Consider the following 17,553-nt stretch of genomic DNA (forward strand, 5'->3'; position numbering starts at 1 on the left):
CGGGGCGATGGCAATGCTTAGCGCTACTGCGGTACTAAATGGTGGAGCTAAGGTGGTGGGGCTAAAGCGACCCGAGCGCGTCAGTCGGCACCCTCGGAGGTCGCCAGCAGCGCCTCTTCGGTGAACACGATCAGACCAAGCTCCGGGCGATAGCCGTGGATCTCGGTAACATCCAGCGCCTGAAGGAAATACAGAATCTCCTCGCTGATCACCTGACCCGGCACCAGCACCGGGAAGCCGGGCGGATAGGGAATCACAAAGCTTGCCGAGACGACATCACGTCCTGCCGCCATGGCGCGCTGCAGTTCCCCGTTGTCGAAGCGCAGGTACTCGGTGTTCTCCTCGTCATAGCTCAAGAAGTAGGCGCGGCGAATGTCACCATCCGGCGTACCGTCCGCCACATGCGGCCGGAAGGCATCATGGAAGCGACTGAAGTCCGGCAGCGGCGGCAGATCATGGGTCAGCGACTGAATCTGATGTTCGATGATCTTGCGCTCAGGGCGACTGCTTTCCTCCCAGCGCCGATCGAAGGACTTGGCCAGCTTGATCAGCACGTCCAGCAGGTAGGCGATCGCCCCGCGGGTGGTGCCGATGTTGGTCATGAACAGTACGGTATTGCGCGAGGTCTTGTTGATCTGGATGCCGTACTGGTTCATCAGGTAGTCGTTCTTGAAGGCATCGCCGTCGATACCGGTCTTGCCAATCGACAGGGTGATGCGGGTCGGGTCGACCACGAACTCGTCCTGGGCCCAGGCCTCCTCCATCTTGTTCCAGCCGGCATTGGGGTCATAGTAGGTCTCGACCCCTGACTGACGGAACTCGGCAGGCACCAAGTCACTGTTCTTGAGCACCTCGAAATACTTTTTCAACAGCGGGTTGGTATAGAGCTGTTCACGCAGCGACAGCGCCGCCTCGACCTGGGAGTGCACCAGCTCGAAGCCCTCCATTTCGGCCTGCATCCGCCCCACGTCCAGGGAAGCCAGAATCTGGTAGTTCGGCGAGGTCGAGGTATGCGTCATGTAGGCTTCGTGGAACGGCGCCTCGACCTTCTGGCGGAAGTCCTGGTCGTAGACATGGATCATCGAGCCCTGGCGCAGGGAGGTCAGGGTCTTGTGGGTCGAGTGGGTGGCATAGGTGCGCACTCGCACGGCCTCGGGATCCGGCATCAGCGGTCGATCGAGCCAGGTAGCATCGTCGTCGGGATCGAGCTGATCGAACTCCGCCTTCCAGGCCGCGTATTCCTTGGCATACTCCTCGCTACGGTAGCGGTCGCGCAGATGGCGCGCGGCATGCATCGCGGTGCGCGGCCGATAGGTCGGGTTGAAGGTGGCGAAGGCGAACCAGGCCTCGTCCCACAGGAACACCAGATCAGGCTTGATGGCCAGGCACTCTTCCATGACCCGGCGCACGTTATAGACCACGCCATCGAAGGTACAGTTGGTCAACAGCAGCATCTTGACCTTGTGGAGCTGCCCCGAGCGCTTGTATTCCAGCAGCGTCTTCTTGATCTCGCGCAGCGGCACGGCGCCATACATCGAATAATCGTTGAGCGGGTACGAATCCAGATAAGCCACGTGGGCGCCGCTCAGCACCATGCCGTAATGGTGCGACTTGTGGCAGTCGCGATCGACCAGCACGATGTCGTGGGGCTTGATCAGCGCCTGAACGACGATCTTGTTGGCCGTCGAGGTGCCGTTGGTGACGAAGAAGCTCTGCCGCGAGCCAAAGGCACGGGCCGCATACTCCTGCGCCTTCTTGATCGGCCCATAGGGCTGCAGCAGGGAATCCAGGCCACCGGAAGTCGCCGAGGTCTCGGCGAGGAAGATATTGATGCCGTAGAAGTCGATCATCTGCCCGGCCCAGTGCGAGCGGGTGATCGACTTGCCCCGGGAAATCGGCATGGCATGGAAGACGCCGGTGGGCTTGCGGCTGTACTCGCGCAGCGCATCGAAGAAGGGCGTGCGGAAACGGTTATCGATCGCCCGCAGGATCGTATGGTGCTGCTCGATGTAATCCGTTTCGCGATAGAAGATCCGGTTGAAGTGACGGATGTCCTTGCTGGCGGTGACTTCCACATCGCCGCTGGTGACCAGGAACTGGTCGATTTCCGGACGAATCTCGCGAATCATCGAGCTCAGCAGGATGCTGCGCTCGGCCTCGGACTTGCTCTCCAGCTCGACCTCGGAGATGCCTTCCAGATAGTTGCGCAGCGCGCTTAAGTTGTACTTCGACTTGTAGGGGAATTCGTAGCGGATCAGGCACGCCTGGATATTCGGGTTGACCAGGATCGCGATCAGCGCATCCTCGAAGCTGCGCACCGTCACCACGTCATAGACAAACTTGTCTTCGGGACGGCGCAGGTTGTGGAACGCCTCGCGCACCACTTCCTCTTCCTGCAGCGACATGGCATCGACGATCAGCACCTCGAAGTAGGGCTGCGAGGAACTGTTCGAGGTCGGGTGACCACGGCGCAGCTGCGCCAGGGCATCCAGGGTCTCGAGATCCTCGGCATCGGCGTCGGTCTCGCTGAGGTCGACGTGACGCCGGCGGTAGGACTCGCTGATCATCGCCCGGACCAGGCGCTTGACCACCTTCTCCAGCAGCGAATATTCCTGGCGGTTGAACAGGTGCCAGAGATGCCGAAAGTCTTCCTTGGACGGGAAGGCGTGATAGTCCTCGATGATCTCCAGCCGGGTCAGCTTGATATCAACGGCCTTGACCAGGTTTCGCGCCTGGGCATCGTCCTTCAGCTGTACCAGCTTGCCAAGATCCCGCTTGAGGGCATTCCATGTATCTGCGCGTAGCTGGGAGATCTTGTGGTAGAACCCCAGAGCCGTATATGGCGTGTCTGTTCCAATCGTCTCACTCATGGCGCTTCCCCAGCAGTGCTGCTTGTCATTATTGCGGCTGCTGCGAGCATCCTGCCCGCGCAGCGAAACCGAGAGGCTAGCCGGCACCGTGGTGCCGGGGCCCGTAGTGAATGGTGAAGTTAGTCTCGGGAAAATGCGTGAAGCTCAGATCGACCTCATGCTCAGGCCAGTGGAATTGCACACGACCCTGCAGAGGGCGATAAACCGAGGTGTAAACGGTGCCCAGTCCGCGCCGGTGGTCTGTGCGATACAAAGGCGGTGCAAAGAACGCCGAGACCAGACGTTCTTCGGTTGTGGCATCGTCGTCGACCAGAATCGAGAGTTGCCGCTCGCGAATCAGAGTCTCGGAGGCCAGCGCATGGGCGTACCACTCGATCTTCTTCTGATGATTGGTGGCCACCGGCACGCGTTTGATGGTGGCCTTGCGATCCGGCGCGATCATCGCCGTGACGTAGCGCCCCTGGGCGTCATTGACGGTGATGTTGTAGGCCATGTGGGTGGGCACCCGCGCCAAGACCTCGGCCGCCTCGGGGGTGGTGTCACAGAACTCGAGGATATAGCGCAGGATGATCGGCGCCCCGAAGCCATCGCCGACCACGGTCCGGCCACCGAAGGCCAGGGAGACCGCCAGACCACTGTCGTTCATGCCATCGAGCACGCCCCACAGGCAATCGGTCATGGCGATCACCTGGCGACCGTTCCAGCACGATGACAGGATGGTACCCTCGCACAGTTCGGGCGGGTAATCGTAGTTGCGCACCAGGACATTGCTGTTGCCATTGGCCAGCACCGCCTGGGAACAGCCGGTGATATAGGCCGGCGGCCGATACAGGCTCAGCATGCGCGAGGAAAGATCGCCGCCGCCGGCAAGCGCACACAGCCGCTCGTAAGTCGGCAGCAGCTCGGGCATGTGGCGTCGCAGGGCATTGAAGCCGGCCAGATAGCCTGGCCGCTCCCGCTCGCCTTCGGACAGGAACCAGCGCTCGTAGGCCGACCAGTGCAGCTCGAACAGCGACTGCCACTTCGCACCGGCCTGCGGCTCGTGGACGGTGCGAAAGGCCAGTTGCTTGGCCATGTCTGCCTGCCAGTGGCGTCCGGACCGTCCTGTTGCGGTATCCATGATCAAAGGATCTTGAAGTTGCCGCCGCCCACCGCATGGTTCACGGCGACCTGCTCGACGACCGGGTCCTGCACCGACTGACCGGCAAACTGCCCGCGAATGCCGTCGATCCAGGCCTTGGCGCGCTCGTTGAGCTGGAAGTCGTCATCCATCAGGCGACCGCGGGTGATCAGGATGCCGAGATCCGCGCCCTCGTAGCGGAAGTCACCGACGCCGCTGATGCGCATGAAGAAGGCCTCCTGCTCGCTCTCGGCGGCGTGGGGATGCGAATCATAGTGGTCGTAGGCGATGCTGCCATCCGCCGCCATGCGCCAGACCCCGGACTCCGGCGCCTGAGTGAGCAGGTCCACCGACTCATCGGTGTGCTTGATCACCAGCTGGCTCCAGCTGTCGATGCTGTCCGGGTGCGCCCAGCGATCGTTGACGGCCTGGATATCGATGTCGAAGTCCTGGCCCGAGAATTCGAGCAGGTGGAACAGGAACAGCGGCACGTCGGAGTGGGCAAAGGCCGCGACGTTGGTCAGCGAGCTGGCGCCAGTCACCCGCGGGTTGAGTTCGCCGAGATAGACCTCGTTGGTATCCATGTCGATCAGGAAGTCGAGCTCGAAGTAGCCACGATAGCCCTCCTCGCGCAGCGCCTCACCGAACTTGTTGGTGTACTCCTGGGCCTTGTCGCGCACCTCCTGGGTGAAGGCACCGGCAAACATCTCGTTGCCGCACCAGCCCCCCTTATAAGGCGTCAGCGTCTTGAAGCCGACCAGCTCGGTCATCAGCGGGCCCACCACGGTGCCACAGCGCGTGGCGCAGGCCTCGATGGCCGAGCCGCGGCAGTTGATGCGCTTCATGATCTTGACCTCTTCCTCGGCCTCGATCTCTTCGGCGTAGCGGTAATACTCATCCTCGTTGGAGACGAAGAAGGTGGTGTGGCCGGAGTCGCCAAAGGCCGACTGGATGACCAGATCGTGGGTCCCCAGCTCCTTGCTGATCTCCAGCAGATGCTGATAGCTGTCGACCTTGGCCAGCACGTTGGGCACGCTGGGCACGCCCACCTTGTTGCCGATGCGCACCGTCTCGATCTTGTTGTCCATCCGCGAACGCAGCTTGGCCGGCGGGAAGGCCACCCGCAGCCCGAGCTGTTCGCAGATTTCCTCGGTGTGCTCATCGAACATCAAAAAGGCCGCCACGCCCTGCTCGCCGCGGGAGCGGATGTAGTCGATGACCTCCTTGTGCTCGAGCAGATAGTTGTTGATGTCCTCGATGCTCTCGAAGTCGCGCGGAAACTTCTCCTTGGGCACGAAGACATTCTTCTGCTTGTCATCGAAGCAGTTGATGTAGTTGATGTGGCGGAAGTTACCCACCCAGTCACCGATCCCCAGCAGGTTGAAATTGGTCGCCGAGATGAAATAGACCGGTTCCTTGTTGTTATGGAAGAAACGGCGCACGTCGGAGATGCTAGTCAGTTTTGTTGTCATGGCGCTGACTCCTTTTGAATGACGATCCTGAGTGGCTTGGGCAGGATGGGGAACGCCACCGTTTCGGGTGGCGCTCAGGAGACTCCTCAGGCGAGAGAGCAGACGTTGTAATCCTTGGGGGATGGGGGGTGCCACCATGAACTCCTTTTCAATGCGGGCCGCCCGTCGTCAGGCAGCCGACTCAATAGGGCTCGATATCCCGACGCGCCGGCTTCGCCAGCGGGCCCAGGGTATCGAGGAAGGGAGTGGAGCCGGTCTCGCTCCGGTACAGCGAAAAGTCCACCTGACGGTCGCGGAAGCTCTTCAGCGGCTGACCGAGCCCGCGCAGCCCCGCCTCGCGTTCGCGTCGCACCCGGGTCACGTCGATCTCGATCGGCATGATCTCCTCGCCGATACCGGCCTGATGAATCACGTCACCGGACGGCCCGACCACGATCGAGCGGCCGTTGCCCAGCGCACCGGCGCCGTTGATATCGAAGAAATAGCACTGGTTGACCGCGGCATTGGTGCGGGCGATCGACAGCTCGATATCCCGGTCGATGGTATCGGTCATGGTCGGATGCAGGATCACCTCGGCGCCCATGGCGGCCAGGGTGCGCGTGGTTTCCGGGAACCACATGTCGTAGCAGATCGAGACACCGAAGCGACCGATGTTGGGCACGTCGAAGACCACGAACTCGGTGCCGCCCTCGACGCCCGCCTCGTAGGGGCGGAACGGGAACAGCTTGCGGAAACGGTTGACCACCTGCCCCTGGGGATTGATCACGCTCAGGGTGTTGTAGACGCGCTCACCTACCCGCTCGAACATCGAGCCGGGAATCAGCCACAGACGATGCTTCTCGGCCAGTTCACAGAACATGGCCTCGGTGCCACTGGGCATGGGCTGTGCGTTCAGCGGCGAGGCCCCATGGGCGATCAGCTCACTGAAGACGACCATCTGCACATGGGGAAAACGCGACACCAGCATCTCGATGCGAGCGCGCATGGCATCGGTGTTATCACCGTGGTGAGGTGCCTGAAGCTGCACCCCGGCAATCGTGAAATAAGACATGCGAACCTCTGTTATGCGATAGCCTAAAAAACAACCGGCGCCGTCCAGCGCCAATCACCCTCGTAGTAGGCGTTATCGCCAATCTGCTCGCTACGATCCCAGCTTATGTCAGTTTTGCGTGAAGTGGAATCCACTAGATTTACACGGGCCCCATTTAATCGAGTCCCAGCTCGATCGATGGGGCAGCATGTTTGACGGTCTTGGTGACGATGTAGGTGAAATAGCGCTGGATACCGATCTCCGACATCAGCCAGCCATCGATCAGGCGCTGATAGGCATCGATGGTTTCGGCCTCGACCTTGATCAGATAATCGACGCCGCCCCCCACGGCCACACACTCGGTGACTTCGGGGGTCGCCATGACCTCGGCCTCGAAGCGCTGGAAATCGGCGGCATGATGGGACTTGAGCTCGATCTGCACCCAGACCGGCGTGCGTCGCACCATCACCCGGGAATTGATGCGCGCCCCGTAGCCCTCGATGATGCCGGCCTTCTCGAGCCGCCTGACCCGCTCCCAGCAGGGGCTGACGGACAGGCTGATGGCCTCGGCCAGGCGCGACTTGGTGATGCGCCCGTCCTTGGACAGGATCTCGAGAATCTTCAGGTCATAGCGGTCGAGCTTCATCGTGGCCTCATCCGTCCAGGGCGTCGACGATATCGGCGATGACCGCGATGGTATCGCCCATGCCCACCTGGGCCGGGAAGCGCCGCGCCACCAGCAGGCCGCTGCGCTCGGCACGGTATTCGATCGGCGCGGTGCCGGTGCGGCTCATGTCGTAGACCCGAGCGATCACCTGACCGGCCTCGACCGCATCGCCCAGCGCCAGCGTGAGCTCCAGCAGGCCCTGATGCTCACTCTGCACGTAGCAGGAGGCATCCGGCATGTCGACGTAGACCTGTGGCTCGGGCGGCGCCTCGAGTTCGCCATCGATCAGCCCGTAGTGAATCAGGAAGTTGTTGACCCCGCGCTCGGCGATCCTCAGACGCTCAGGGGTAGTGGTGCCACCACCGCCCAGCTCGGTGGCAACGAAGACCTTGCCCTGGCGCTCGACGGCGGTGTCGAAGAGCTTCTCGGCATCGAGTTCGAACATCATCATCGCGGTGGGCGCACCGAAGGCCTTGGCGCCTTCCAGGGCACGACGCTGCAGGTTCTTGTCCTCGAGCTGATGCGAGGCAGCGAAGGGCACGATATCCAGGGTGCGCCCACCCGAATGCAGATCCAGCACCACGTCGCAGATCGGCACCAGATAGCGGGTGAAGTAGTCGGCGATCTGCTCGGTCACGCCACCATCCGGGTTGCCCGGGAAACTGCGATTCAGATTACCGCTGTCCATCGGCGAGGTCCGCCGACCGGCCTGAGCGGCCGGGGTGTTCATCATGGGCACGATGATCACCCGGCCGTGAACCTGCTCGGCGCGAAGGTCATTGGCCAGCTTCATTAATGCGGTCATGCCCTCGTACTCGTCGCCATGATTGCCGCCGGTGAGTAGCGCCGTGGGGCCCTCGCCGTGCTTGATCACGGTAATCGGGATCATCACCGCCCCCCAGGCCGACTCGTCGTTGGAGATCGGCAGCTTGAGGAAGCCGTGCTGAACGCCCTCGGCGTCGAAGTCGACCGTTGAGGAAATGGGGCTCGGCCGCAGCCGACTGGCTGACATGCTCATGGGGGTCTCCTTATTTGACGAACAGCTGGCGCGGGAAGTCCGCCAGCGTCTCGCAGCCTGTCTCGGTGATCAGAATGCTCTCGGTGATTTCCAGCCCCCAGTCCTCGTCCCACAGCCCCGGCATGAAATGAAAGGTCATGCCAGGCTCGAGAATGGTCTCGTCGGAGGGGCGAAGACTCATGGTGCGCTCCCCCCAGTCCGGCGGATAGCTGATGCCGATGGGATAGCCGCAGCGCGCCCCGCCGCGGTCGAAGCCGTACTTGTCCATGGCAGAGCCCAGCGCCATGGCGATGTCCGCGGTGCGGTTGCCGGGCTTGGCCACCGCCAGACCGTTCTCGATGCCCTCGAGTAGCGCCGACTCGGCACGAATGAAATCCCGTGGCGGCGTGCCCAGGTACACTGTGCGCGACATCGGAGCGTGATAGCGTTTGTAGACTCCGGCGATCTCGAAGAAGGTACCCTCGCCCTTGCGAAAGGGCGTGTCGTCCCAGGTGAGGTGCGGGGCCGCGGCATCGGTGCCCGTCGGCAGCATCGGCACGATGGCCGGGTAATCGCCGCCGAAGATCTTGCCCTGCTCATCGCGCCAGCCCTCGATGCCGACCCGATAGATCTCCGAGACCAGCTTCGACTTGGGCAGCCCCGGCTCGATCATCTCGAGGATGCGGGAGTGCATGCCCTCGACGATTTTCGCCGCCACCCGCATGTACTCGACTTCCTGGGACGACTTGATGGCCCGGCACCAGTTGACCAGGGCATTGGCATCGATGAAGCGGGCGTGAGGCAACTCGCGGACTAGGCTCTGGTAGGCCTTGGCCGAGAAATAGTAGTTGTCCATCTCCATGCCGACCACGCCGGTATGCCAGCCGTAATAGGGCAGAATGGTCTGCGCCAGGTAGTCCATGGGATGCATGTCCGGATTCTGCACGTAGTAATCCGGGTAATAGGTGATGTTGTCCGGGTCGATCCAGCAGGTCCGCAGGGCCCCGTTGGCGTCCATCCGTCGGCCATACCAGACCGGCTCGCCCTCGAGACCCACCAGCACACACTGGTGGACATAGAAGGACCAGCCATCGTAGCCGGTCAACCACGCCATGTTGGAGGGGTCGCTGACGATGATCACGTCGATACCGCGGCTGGCCATTTCGGCACGCACTTTCAACAGCCGGCTGGCGTACTCCTCACGCGTGAAGGGCAGGGAAACCTGAATCATGGGCCATTCGCCATCAAAGAATCACCAAAACCGGCCTTGACATTCAAGGCCGGGACCATACGGCGTGTCATCACCCCAGGGGGGGACTCACCCCCGGCAAATAGCGATTGCCATCAAGTGCTTGACACTCGATCATGACATTTCAGGTCAATGACCTGATGCTGATACTAGCACCGGCCGCGAGCCCCCCGTCAAAGGCTTTATTGCCTTTTTCACGACACCTGCCAGCCCCTGTGCATGGCCGATGCCACCCACTCATCTCAGCCGCCGCCAAGGAGCCGTTTGCCATGCAGATCCTGATCCACTCTACCGATGCCGAGCAGTGGCGCGCGGCCATCGCCGACGCCCTGCCGACGGCCAGTGTCGTCACCAGCGAGGCCTCGCTGGAGCTCCGCCAGGACGCCGACTATTTAGTGGCCTGGCAACCGCCCGGCTGGCTCTTCGAGGAGCAGCCCCATCTCAAGGGCATCCTGAACCTCGGCGCTGGCGTGGATGCCCTGCTCGCCAACCCGTCGCTGCCGCCCGGGGTGCCGATCGTCAAACTGCGTGATGCCGGCATGGCCGATCCGATGATCGACTACGTGCGCTACGCCGTACTGCACTTCCAGCGCGATTTCGATCGCTACGCGCGCCAGCAGGCCCACCTTCAGTGGCAGGAACAGCCGCTGGTGCCCAAGGCGGACTGGGCGATCGGCGTGCTGGGGCTCGGCGCCATCGGGGCGCGCGTGGCACAAGCGCTGGCCGCCGATGGCTTTCCGGTCCACGGCTGGAGCCTCCGCCCCAAGAACCTGGACGGCATCACCTGTCATCACGGCGAGGCAGGCCTCAAGGCGCTGCTTGGCCAGGTGACGAGCCTGGTGACCCTGCTGCCGGACACCCCGGCGACCCGGGGCATCATCGACGCCGAGGCCCTGGCCGCCCTGCCCCGGGGCGCCAGCCTGATCAACCCCGGCCGCGGCAGCCTGATCGAGGAGACCGCGCTACTCGAGGCCCTGGGGCCCGCCGACCGCGAGGATGAAGGCGACGCACGGCTGCGGGGGGCGGTACTGGACGCCTTCCCGGTCGAGCCACTGCCCGCGGACAGCCCCCTCTGGCAGCACCCGCGGGTGCTGATCACGCCGCACATGGCCGCGCCCACACCCCGTGATGCGGCGCTTGCGCAGGTCATCGCGACCCTGCGCGCCTGGCAGGCCGGCGAGTCGGTGCCGAGCATCGACCCCGCGGCCGGCTACTGAGACGCTGTCTGACAACTGCCTACGCTGAAGGGACGCCCTGCGCCGGCTCGACGAGGACGAGACATGGGCGACAAAAGAGGTGAGAAAGAGGGCGAGAGAGAAAGAGAAGAAAGGGGCACGGAAGGCGATAGACGAGAGGCCGCAGGCTCAGGCTATCCCGTCACCCTCAGTCCCAGCCTCGCGGGGCTTGCCGCCAAGAACTGAGCCTCAGCGCAGCACCCGGGCGAACAGGACATCCTCGAAGTGCTGCATCGGCGTCACCGACTTGAGGGTCTTGGCCCGCAGCAGCGCGCCCTGCCAGCCGCTGAGGATGAAGCTCGCCAGGGCGGCGCTGTCGGCCTCCGGGGAAAGCTCGCCCCTTGCCAGGGCCTGTTCCAGGCAGCCGGCGATCCTCGTCTCCCAACCCTTGAGGATGGTATCGAGGCGCTCGCGGAACTGGTCGCTCCTGGCCGACAGCTCCTGCCCGAGGCTACCGATCAGGCAGCCGCGACTGTGATCGCAGCCGGCCATGTCATCGCGCCCGGCCGCGAAGAAGCGTCGCAGGCGGTCGAGTGGCGCGCGACCGTCATCGACGACCAAGGCGTCCAAGCGCGGCTTATAGGTCTCGGCGAAGGCGTCGATCACCGTCAGTCCGAAATCTTCCTTGCTGGCAAAGTAGTGATAGAAGGAGCCCTTGGGCACCGCCGCCGCCTTGAGCACGGCATTAAGGCCAGTGGCATGATAGCCCTGCTCGGCAATCAGCTCGGCACCGACGTGGATCAGGGTGTCGCGGGTGGAGGCATGCTTGGAGGTCATGGCGGGGGCGATCTTGAAAGGGGGAAATGCCGGGATTATGAGAGCGCTTGGGGCTCTGAATCGCCATGATACGCAAGACACCGGGCAGGTGCGAACCTGCCCGGCGATCCGTGGCGCCGGAAGGGCGGAGACGTGCATCGCCTCCGGCCCTTGTCGCCCGCTGGTGGCCTTACAGGAGGGCGTTGAACTGCTTGAGCCATTCCGGATGCGCAGGCCAGGCCGGCGCGGTGACCAGTTTGCCGCAGGTGATGGCATCGGTTACGGCGATATCGGCGAAGTCGCCACCAGCCAGGTACACCTCCGGCGCGCAGGCCGGATAGGCCGACACCCGACGCTTGTCGAGGGACACCGCCGCCGCCAGCAGCTGCGCCCCATGGCAGATGGCCGCTACCGGCTTGTCGGTATCGAAGAAGTGACGCACCAGCTCCAGCACCCGCTCGTCGAGGCGCAGGTACTCCGGCGCCCGCCCCCCCGGCACGACCAGACCGTCATAGTCGGCGGGATCGATCTCGGCGAAGGTGGCGTTGAGGGCGAAGTTGTGCCCTGGCTTCTCGGTATAGGTCTGATCGCCCTCGAAATCGTGGATGGCGGTCTTGACGCTGTCGCCCTCGCGCTTGTCCGGGCAGACGGCATCGACCCGGTGTCCCATGGCCTGCAGGGCCTGGAAAGGCACCATGATCTCGTAGTCCTCGACGAAGTCGCCGGCAATCAACAGAAGCTTGGCCATCGAAAAATCCTCTTGTCCATGAGTGACAGGGCAATGCACTGGGCCACGATCGATCCCGGGCCCTTGCGATATCGCCCTGGCAGGTTAGCGCGCAATTCACGACAACGATAGCCGTGGAACCTTTCACCGCCCGGCCTATCTCAACCTTGTTGATTACCAGACACCGGCCCGGGGAAAAGATGCAGATGAACCACAAGCCATTGCGCCAGCGGCGCCTGGCGGGACTGCTGCTCGGCCTCGCCCTGGCCTTCATTGCCCCATTAAGCGCCCTTGCCGACGGCGCTGTCGCCCCGCCGCGCGCCTTCGAAGCCACCTACCGGCTCGAGATCGAGGGCTGGCCGGACACCGACGTCACGCACCGCCTCAGGCGTGAAGGCGATGCCTGGATCAGCGAGATGCGTGCTCGCATTGCGGTGGCCAGCGGCTGGGAGCGCAGCCGCTTCACCCTCGAAAGCGACCGCGTGACCAGCCGCGACTATGCCAGCGGCTACTCGCTGCTCGGTATCAGCAAGGACTACCGCATGGGCCGCGACGAGCTTGGGGCCTGGCCCGATCGTCAGGCGGCCCTGTTCGCGCTGTCGCGACAGGCCGAAGCCGCCACCTGCTGGCACCCCCAGGTAGCCCCCTGCACCCTGACCTACACCGATTACGAGGGCGAGGAAAAGCGCTTCCACTACCGGCGCCTCGAGACCACCACCCTGGAGCTGCCCGCCGGCACCTTTTCGGCCGTGACCGTCGCCCTGTGGCGAAGCGAACGTCCCGGCCGCGACCTTCGGCTGACCTTTAGCCCTCGGCTGCCCGGCCTGTTGTTGGCGGCGGACTACTTCAAGGACGGGGAACGCAAGAGTCGCATGCGCCTGCACCGGCTGCGTTCCCAGACCCTGGCCCGAGCCAACTGAGCAGCGCCGACTGGGCTGCCCCGTCTGAGCAATAGCGACTCAACGGCAGCCCAGCGGCCAGCTGTCCAAAACAGCGGGGCGAATGAGGCTCCATCGCACTTATTACTCCTGCTGATTTCCCATCAGCGAAAATCATTTCTCCTCATATAAGAGTCTCGTTACAGTGGCGCCTTACGGTCGCCGCGTCGGCGACCCCTGGCTTTTGGAGATCCGATGCTGTCCGGCCTGCTGATCGTGTTGCTGCCCCTGATCCTCGGCTACCTGGTGCCGCTTAACCATGAAGGTCTGCTCATGGCGGTCAACCGCGCCGTGAATGGTGCCATCTACGTCATCCTGCTGCTGATGGGCGTGGGCCTGGCCGGCCTCGACGACCTGGGCGGACAGCTATCGCGACTGGGCGGCCAGACCCTGTTGCTGTTCCTGATCACCGCCGCCTGCAACCTGCCGGCCCTGTGGTGGCTCTCCCGGCGCAGCGCCCTGCACGCCAGCGGTACCCCGGTCGTCAGGGGTGCCCCCACCAGCAAGCTGGCGGCCATGGGCGGCTCGCTGCTGCTGGTCGGGGTGGTGATCGCAGGCGTCCTGCTGGGGCTCGCCGGCAAGGCGCTGGCCATCGCCGGGCTGCATGGCGGCGCCGAGACCCTCGCCGAATGGGTTCTCTATCTGCTGCTGGCACTGATCGGCTGTCAGCTGCGCAACTCCGGCATGTCGCTGCGCCAGATCCTGCTCAACCGCCATGGCCTGGCGATCGCCGCCACGGTGGCGGTGAGCTCGCTGGCCGCCGGCCTGATCGCCGCGCCACTGATGTCGCTTGAATGGAACGAGGGACTGGCCATGGCCGCCGGTTTCGGCTGGTACTCGCTGTCCGGCATCCTGATCGGCGATCAGCTGGGGCCGCTGATGGGCGGCGTGGCCTTCTTCAACGACCTGGCACGAGAACTCGTGGCCTTCATCCTGATTCCGCTGCTGATTCGCCGCGCCACCCCACTGGCCATCGGCTATGGCGGCGCCACCTCGATGGACTTCACCCTGCCGGTGATCCAGCAGCACGGGGGCGTCACCTGCGTGCCCATCGCCGTGGTCAGCGGCTTCATCCTCTCCCTGCTCTCCCCGCCGCTGATTCTCTTCCTGCTCTCGCTCTGAGCCGTCCTTCAACGAAGGACCTTCATCCTGCGCCGGGCCTCATGACGACCGGCGCCTCCCTACGCCCAAAGTCTAAGCACCCAAAGTCTAGGTTGATGGCACCGGAGGCCGGGGCTAGTGTTCCCTTACCGCTTAACTTAAACGATTAAGTTCATTCGTGATCGCCTTAAGCTGCCTTGCGCCGCCGAGGTCTGCCCATCCACACAACAAGAACACGACGAGGAATGCCTGATGATCAAGAAGCTGATTCCCGCCATCGCCCTGGCAAGCGTCGCCGGTACCGCCGCCACTCAGGCGCAGGCCGATGAGCTGACCATCTCCTGTGGTGCCGTCGGCGCCGAGCTCGCCCTGTGCGAGGAAGGCGTCAAGGCCTGGGAAGACAAGACCGGCCACACCGTCAATATCGTCTCGACCCCCAACTCCTCCACCGAGCGGCTGTCGCTCTATCAGCAGATCCTCTCCGCCCAGTCCAGCGACATCGATGTGATGCAGATCGACGTGGTCTGGCCGGGCCTGCTGGCCAACCATCTGCTCGACCTGCGCGAGGTCCTCGGCGAGGACGTCGCCGCCGATCATTTCGAGACCATCGTCGCCAACAACACCGTCGACGACCGACTGGTGGCCATGCCATGGTTCACCGACGCCGGCGTGCTCTACTACCGCAAGGACCTGCTCGAGCAATATGGCCACGAGGCCCCCGAGACCTGGCAAGAGATGACCGCCATCGCCGAGGAGATCCAAGACGCCGAACGGGCCACCGGCAACGACAAGATGTGGGGCTACGTCTTCCAGGGCCGCGCCTACGAGGGGCTGACCTGTAACGCCCTGGAATGGGTGGCGAGCCACGGCGGCGGCACCATCGTCGACGCCGACGGCGAGATCACCATCGACAACGCCAAGGCCGCCGAGGCGCTGGACCTGGCGGCGAGCTGGATCGGCGACATTTCCCCGGCCGGCGCGCTCAACTACACCGAGGAAGAGGCCCGCGGGGTCTTCCAGTCTGGCAATGCGGTCTTCATGCGCAACTGGCCCTACGCCTGGTCACTGGCCCAGAGCGAGGACAGCGACGTGGCCGGCAAGGTCGGCGTGGTCAAGCTGCCCCATGGCGCCGACGGCGGCAGCGCCGCGGCTTCGGGCGGCGAAAACCAGAGCGCCGCGACCCTGGGCGGCTGGAACCTGGCGGTCTCCAAGTACACCGAGTCCCCCGAGGTTGCCGCCGACCTGGTGGCCTTCCTGACCGGCGAGGCCGAGCAGAAGCGTCGCGCCATCGAAGGGGCCTACAACCCGACCATTGCCAGCCTCTATCAAGACGAGCAGGTACTGGCGGCCGTGCCCTTCTTCGGCACCCTCTACGACACCTTCACTAACGCCGTGGCGCGGCCCTCCGCTCCCACCGGCGACAACTACGGCCGCGTCAGCAACAGCTTCTTCAACGCCACCCACAGCGTGCTGTCCGGCGATCTGAGCGGCGCCGAGGCGGTATCTCAGCTGGATAGCGAACTGTCGCGCATCAAGCGCCGTCGCTGGTAACCGGAGGCCGACATGTCCATCCCTGCAACCGACAGCGCCCCTCAGCTGGGGCGCACCACCAAGGCGGGTTATCGGGGCACGAAGGTGCGCCGCCAGCGGGTGCGCGCCGCTTGGCTGTTCCTGATCCCGATGCTGATCACCCTGGCGATGGTGGCCGGCTGGCCACTGGCGCGAACCTTCTACTTCAGCTTCACCGACGCTTCGCTTTCGGACACCGCCGGCGCCGCCTGGATCGGCATCGAGAACTACCTGGTCTTCGATGATGGCAACTGGTACGGCATCCTCACCGACCCGGTGTGGTGGCAGTCGGTGTGGAACACCCTGTTCTTCTCGGTGGTGTCGGTGTCACTGGAGGTGGTCTTCGGCATCATCGTTGCCCTGCTGCTCAACGCCGAGTTCAAGGGCCGCATGCTGGTGCGCGCCGCGGTGCTGATTCCCTGGGCCATCCCCACCATCGTCTCGGCCAAGATGTGGGCCTGGATGCTCAACGACCAGTTCGGGATCATCAACCATCTGTTGATGACCCTGGGCCTGATCGATGCACCCCTGGCCTGGACCGCCGACGCCGACCTGTCGATGTGGGCCGTGATCATGGTCGATGTCTGGAAGACCATTCCCTTCGTCGCCCTGCTGGTACTGGCCGCCCTGCAGATGCTGCCCAAGGACTGCTATGAGGCCGCCGAGGTCGACGGCATCCATCCGGTCAAGGTGTTCTTCCGCGTCACCCTGCCGCTGATCACCCCGGCCCTGCTGGTCGCCGTGATCTTCCGCCTGCTCGACGCCCTGCGCGTGTTCGACGTCATCTACGTGCTGACCTCGAACTCCACCAACACCATGACCATGTCGATCTACGCCCGCCAGCAGCTGGTCGAGTTCCAGGACGTGGGCTACGGCAGCGCCGCCTCGACCCTGCTGTTCCTGATCATCGCACTGGTGACCATCCTCTATCTGTATCTGGGCCGCCGCCAGCTGGGAGTCGACGAATGAACCGTTATCAGCAGATCAAGCTCGCCAAACAGGTCGGCAAATGGGCCCTGATCGCGGTGATCATGGTCTACGCCATCTTCCCCTTCTATTACGCCGTGATCACCTCGCTGAAGCCCTCGAGCGAGCTATTCCAGGTCGATTACTGGCTGTCCTCGGTGGACTTCAGCAACTATGCGCAGATCTTCTCCCAGAAGAGCTTCGTGCAAGCCATCGGTAACTCGATCCTGGTCGCCATCAGCGTGGTGTTCATCGCCCTGCTGCTCGGCATCACCGCCTCCTACGCGCTGGGTCGGGTGCGCTTTCGCGGCCGCACCACGGTGATGCTGGTGGTCCTCGGCGTCTCCATGTTCCCCCAGGTCGCGGTGCTCTCGGGGCTGTTCGAGGTCATTCGCACCCTGAACCTGTACAACAGCCCCGGCGGCCTGATCCTGAGCTACACCATCTTCACCCTGCCGTTCACCGTCTGGGTGCTGACCACCTTCATGCGTCAGCTGCCGATGGAGCTCGAGGAAGCCGCCATCATGGACGGCGCCACCCCCTGGGTGACCATCACCAAGGTGTTCCTGCCGCTGATGTGGCCGGCCATGGCCACCACCGGCCTCTTGGCCTTCATCGCCGCCTGGAACGAGTTCCTGTTCGCCCTGACCTTCACCCTCACCGACAGCCAGCGCACCGTGCCGGTGGCCATCGCACTGATCTCCGGCGGCAGCCAGCACGAGCTGCCCTGGGGGCCGATCATGGCCGCCTCGGTCACCGTCACCGTGCCGCTGGTCATCCTGGTGATGATCTTCCAGCGCCGCATCGTCTCCGGCCTCACCGCCGGCGCCGTCAAGGGATAAGCCTCATGTCATCA

Annotated in this window: 15 protein-coding genes; 6 read left to right on the plus strand and 9 right to left on the minus strand. The window is 63.8% G+C overall.

Annotated features, from left to right (window positions below):
• Positions 1–80: 80 nt before the first annotated feature.
• The 7 genes from IEJ03_RS11135 to doeA all read right to left on the minus strand — a co-directional run bounded on the left by IEJ03_RS11135 (position 81) and on the right by doeA (position 9,387).
• Entirely contained in the window at positions 81–2,870 is a 2,790-nt protein-coding gene (locus tag IEJ03_RS11135; protein WP_192034927.1) for an aminotransferase class I/II-fold pyridoxal phosphate-dependent enzyme, read from the minus strand.
• Between the two features lie 76 nt (positions 2,871–2,946).
• The gene (locus IEJ03_RS11140; RefSeq protein WP_242457944.1) at positions 2,947–3,945 is read right to left on the minus strand and encodes a C45 family peptidase; all 999 of its coding nucleotides are present in this window, start codon (positions 3,943–3,945) and stop codon (positions 2,947–2,949) included.
• A 47-nt stretch (positions 3,946–3,992) separates the two neighbouring features.
• Entirely contained in the window at positions 3,993–5,462 is a 1,470-nt protein-coding gene (locus tag IEJ03_RS11145; protein ID WP_192034929.1) for a biotin carboxylase, read from the minus strand.
• Between the two features lie 181 nt (positions 5,463–5,643).
• Positions 5,644–6,513 (minus strand): carbon-nitrogen hydrolase family protein, encoded by an 870-nt coding sequence (locus tag IEJ03_RS11150; RefSeq protein ID WP_192034930.1) that lies wholly within the window; start codon positions 6,511–6,513, stop codon positions 5,644–5,646.
• A 154-nt stretch (positions 6,514–6,667) separates the two neighbouring features.
• Positions 6,668–7,138, minus strand: a complete 471-nt coding sequence (locus IEJ03_RS11155) for an Lrp/AsnC family transcriptional regulator (RefSeq protein WP_192034931.1) — start codon at positions 7,136–7,138, stop codon at positions 6,668–6,670.
• A gap of 7 nt (positions 7,139–7,145) precedes the next feature.
• The gene (gene doeB, locus IEJ03_RS11160; protein WP_192034932.1) at positions 7,146–8,177 is read right to left on the minus strand and encodes a N(2)-acetyl-L-2,4-diaminobutanoate deacetylase DoeB; all 1,032 of its coding nucleotides are present in this window, start codon (positions 8,175–8,177) and stop codon (positions 7,146–7,148) included.
• Positions 8,178–8,187: 10 nt separating this feature from the next.
• Positions 8,188–9,387: an ectoine hydrolase DoeA gene (gene doeA, locus IEJ03_RS11165; RefSeq protein WP_192034933.1), complete on the minus strand. Its 1,200-nt coding sequence runs from the start codon at positions 9,385–9,387 to the stop codon at positions 8,188–8,190.
• A 287-nt stretch (positions 9,388–9,674) separates the two neighbouring features.
• Between doeA and IEJ03_RS11170 the strand changes: the two genes are divergently transcribed.
• Positions 9,675–10,622: a glyoxylate/hydroxypyruvate reductase A gene (locus IEJ03_RS11170; RefSeq protein WP_192034934.1), complete on the plus strand. Its 948-nt coding sequence runs from the start codon at positions 9,675–9,677 to the stop codon at positions 10,620–10,622.
• 207 nt (positions 10,623–10,829) lie between these two features.
• On the opposite strand, the gene IEJ03_RS11175 is transcribed toward IEJ03_RS11170, so the two are convergent.
• Both IEJ03_RS11175 and IEJ03_RS11180 read right to left on the minus strand, forming a co-directional pair.
• Positions 10,830–11,417: a TetR/AcrR family transcriptional regulator gene (locus IEJ03_RS11175; RefSeq protein ID WP_192034935.1), complete on the minus strand. Its 588-nt coding sequence runs from the start codon at positions 11,415–11,417 to the stop codon at positions 10,830–10,832.
• A 169-nt stretch (positions 11,418–11,586) separates the two neighbouring features.
• Positions 11,587–12,144: a DJ-1/PfpI family protein gene (locus IEJ03_RS11180; RefSeq protein WP_192034936.1), complete on the minus strand. Its 558-nt coding sequence runs from the start codon at positions 12,142–12,144 to the stop codon at positions 11,587–11,589.
• Positions 12,145–12,329: 185 nt separating this feature from the next.
• Here IEJ03_RS11180 and IEJ03_RS11185 point away from each other — a divergent pair, with 185 nt between their 5' ends.
• The 5 genes from IEJ03_RS11185 to IEJ03_RS11205 all read left to right on the plus strand — a co-directional run bounded on the left by IEJ03_RS11185 (position 12,330) and on the right by IEJ03_RS11205 (position 17,539).
• Entirely contained in the window at positions 12,330–13,043 is a 714-nt protein-coding gene (locus tag IEJ03_RS11185) for a hypothetical protein (RefSeq protein WP_192034937.1), read from the plus strand.
• Positions 13,044–13,256: 213 nt separating this feature from the next.
• Positions 13,257–14,183 (plus strand): lysine exporter LysO family protein, encoded by a 927-nt coding sequence (locus tag IEJ03_RS11190; RefSeq protein ID WP_192034938.1) that lies wholly within the window; start codon positions 13,257–13,259, stop codon positions 14,181–14,183.
• A gap of 234 nt (positions 14,184–14,417) precedes the next feature.
• A complete protein-coding gene (locus IEJ03_RS11195) occupies positions 14,418–15,713 on the plus strand; it encodes an ABC transporter substrate-binding protein (RefSeq protein WP_242458116.1) in 1,296 nt (431 codons plus the stop codon).
• A 12-nt stretch (positions 15,714–15,725) separates the two neighbouring features.
• The gene (locus IEJ03_RS11200) at positions 15,726–16,700 is read left to right on the plus strand and encodes a sugar ABC transporter permease (RefSeq protein WP_192034940.1); all 975 of its coding nucleotides are present in this window, start codon (positions 15,726–15,728) and stop codon (positions 16,698–16,700) included.
• Positions 16,697–17,539: a carbohydrate ABC transporter permease gene (locus IEJ03_RS11205; RefSeq protein ID WP_192034941.1), complete on the plus strand. Its 843-nt coding sequence runs from the start codon at positions 16,697–16,699 to the stop codon at positions 17,537–17,539. Before IEJ03_RS11200 ends, IEJ03_RS11205 begins: the two co-directional genes overlap by 4 nt.
• Positions 17,540–17,553: the final 14 nt, after the last annotated feature.

Origin of the sequence: Halomonas sp. YLGW01 (assembly GCF_014840935.1) — a bacterium.
GTDB lineage: Bacteria > Pseudomonadota > Gammaproteobacteria > Pseudomonadales > Halomonadaceae > Onishia.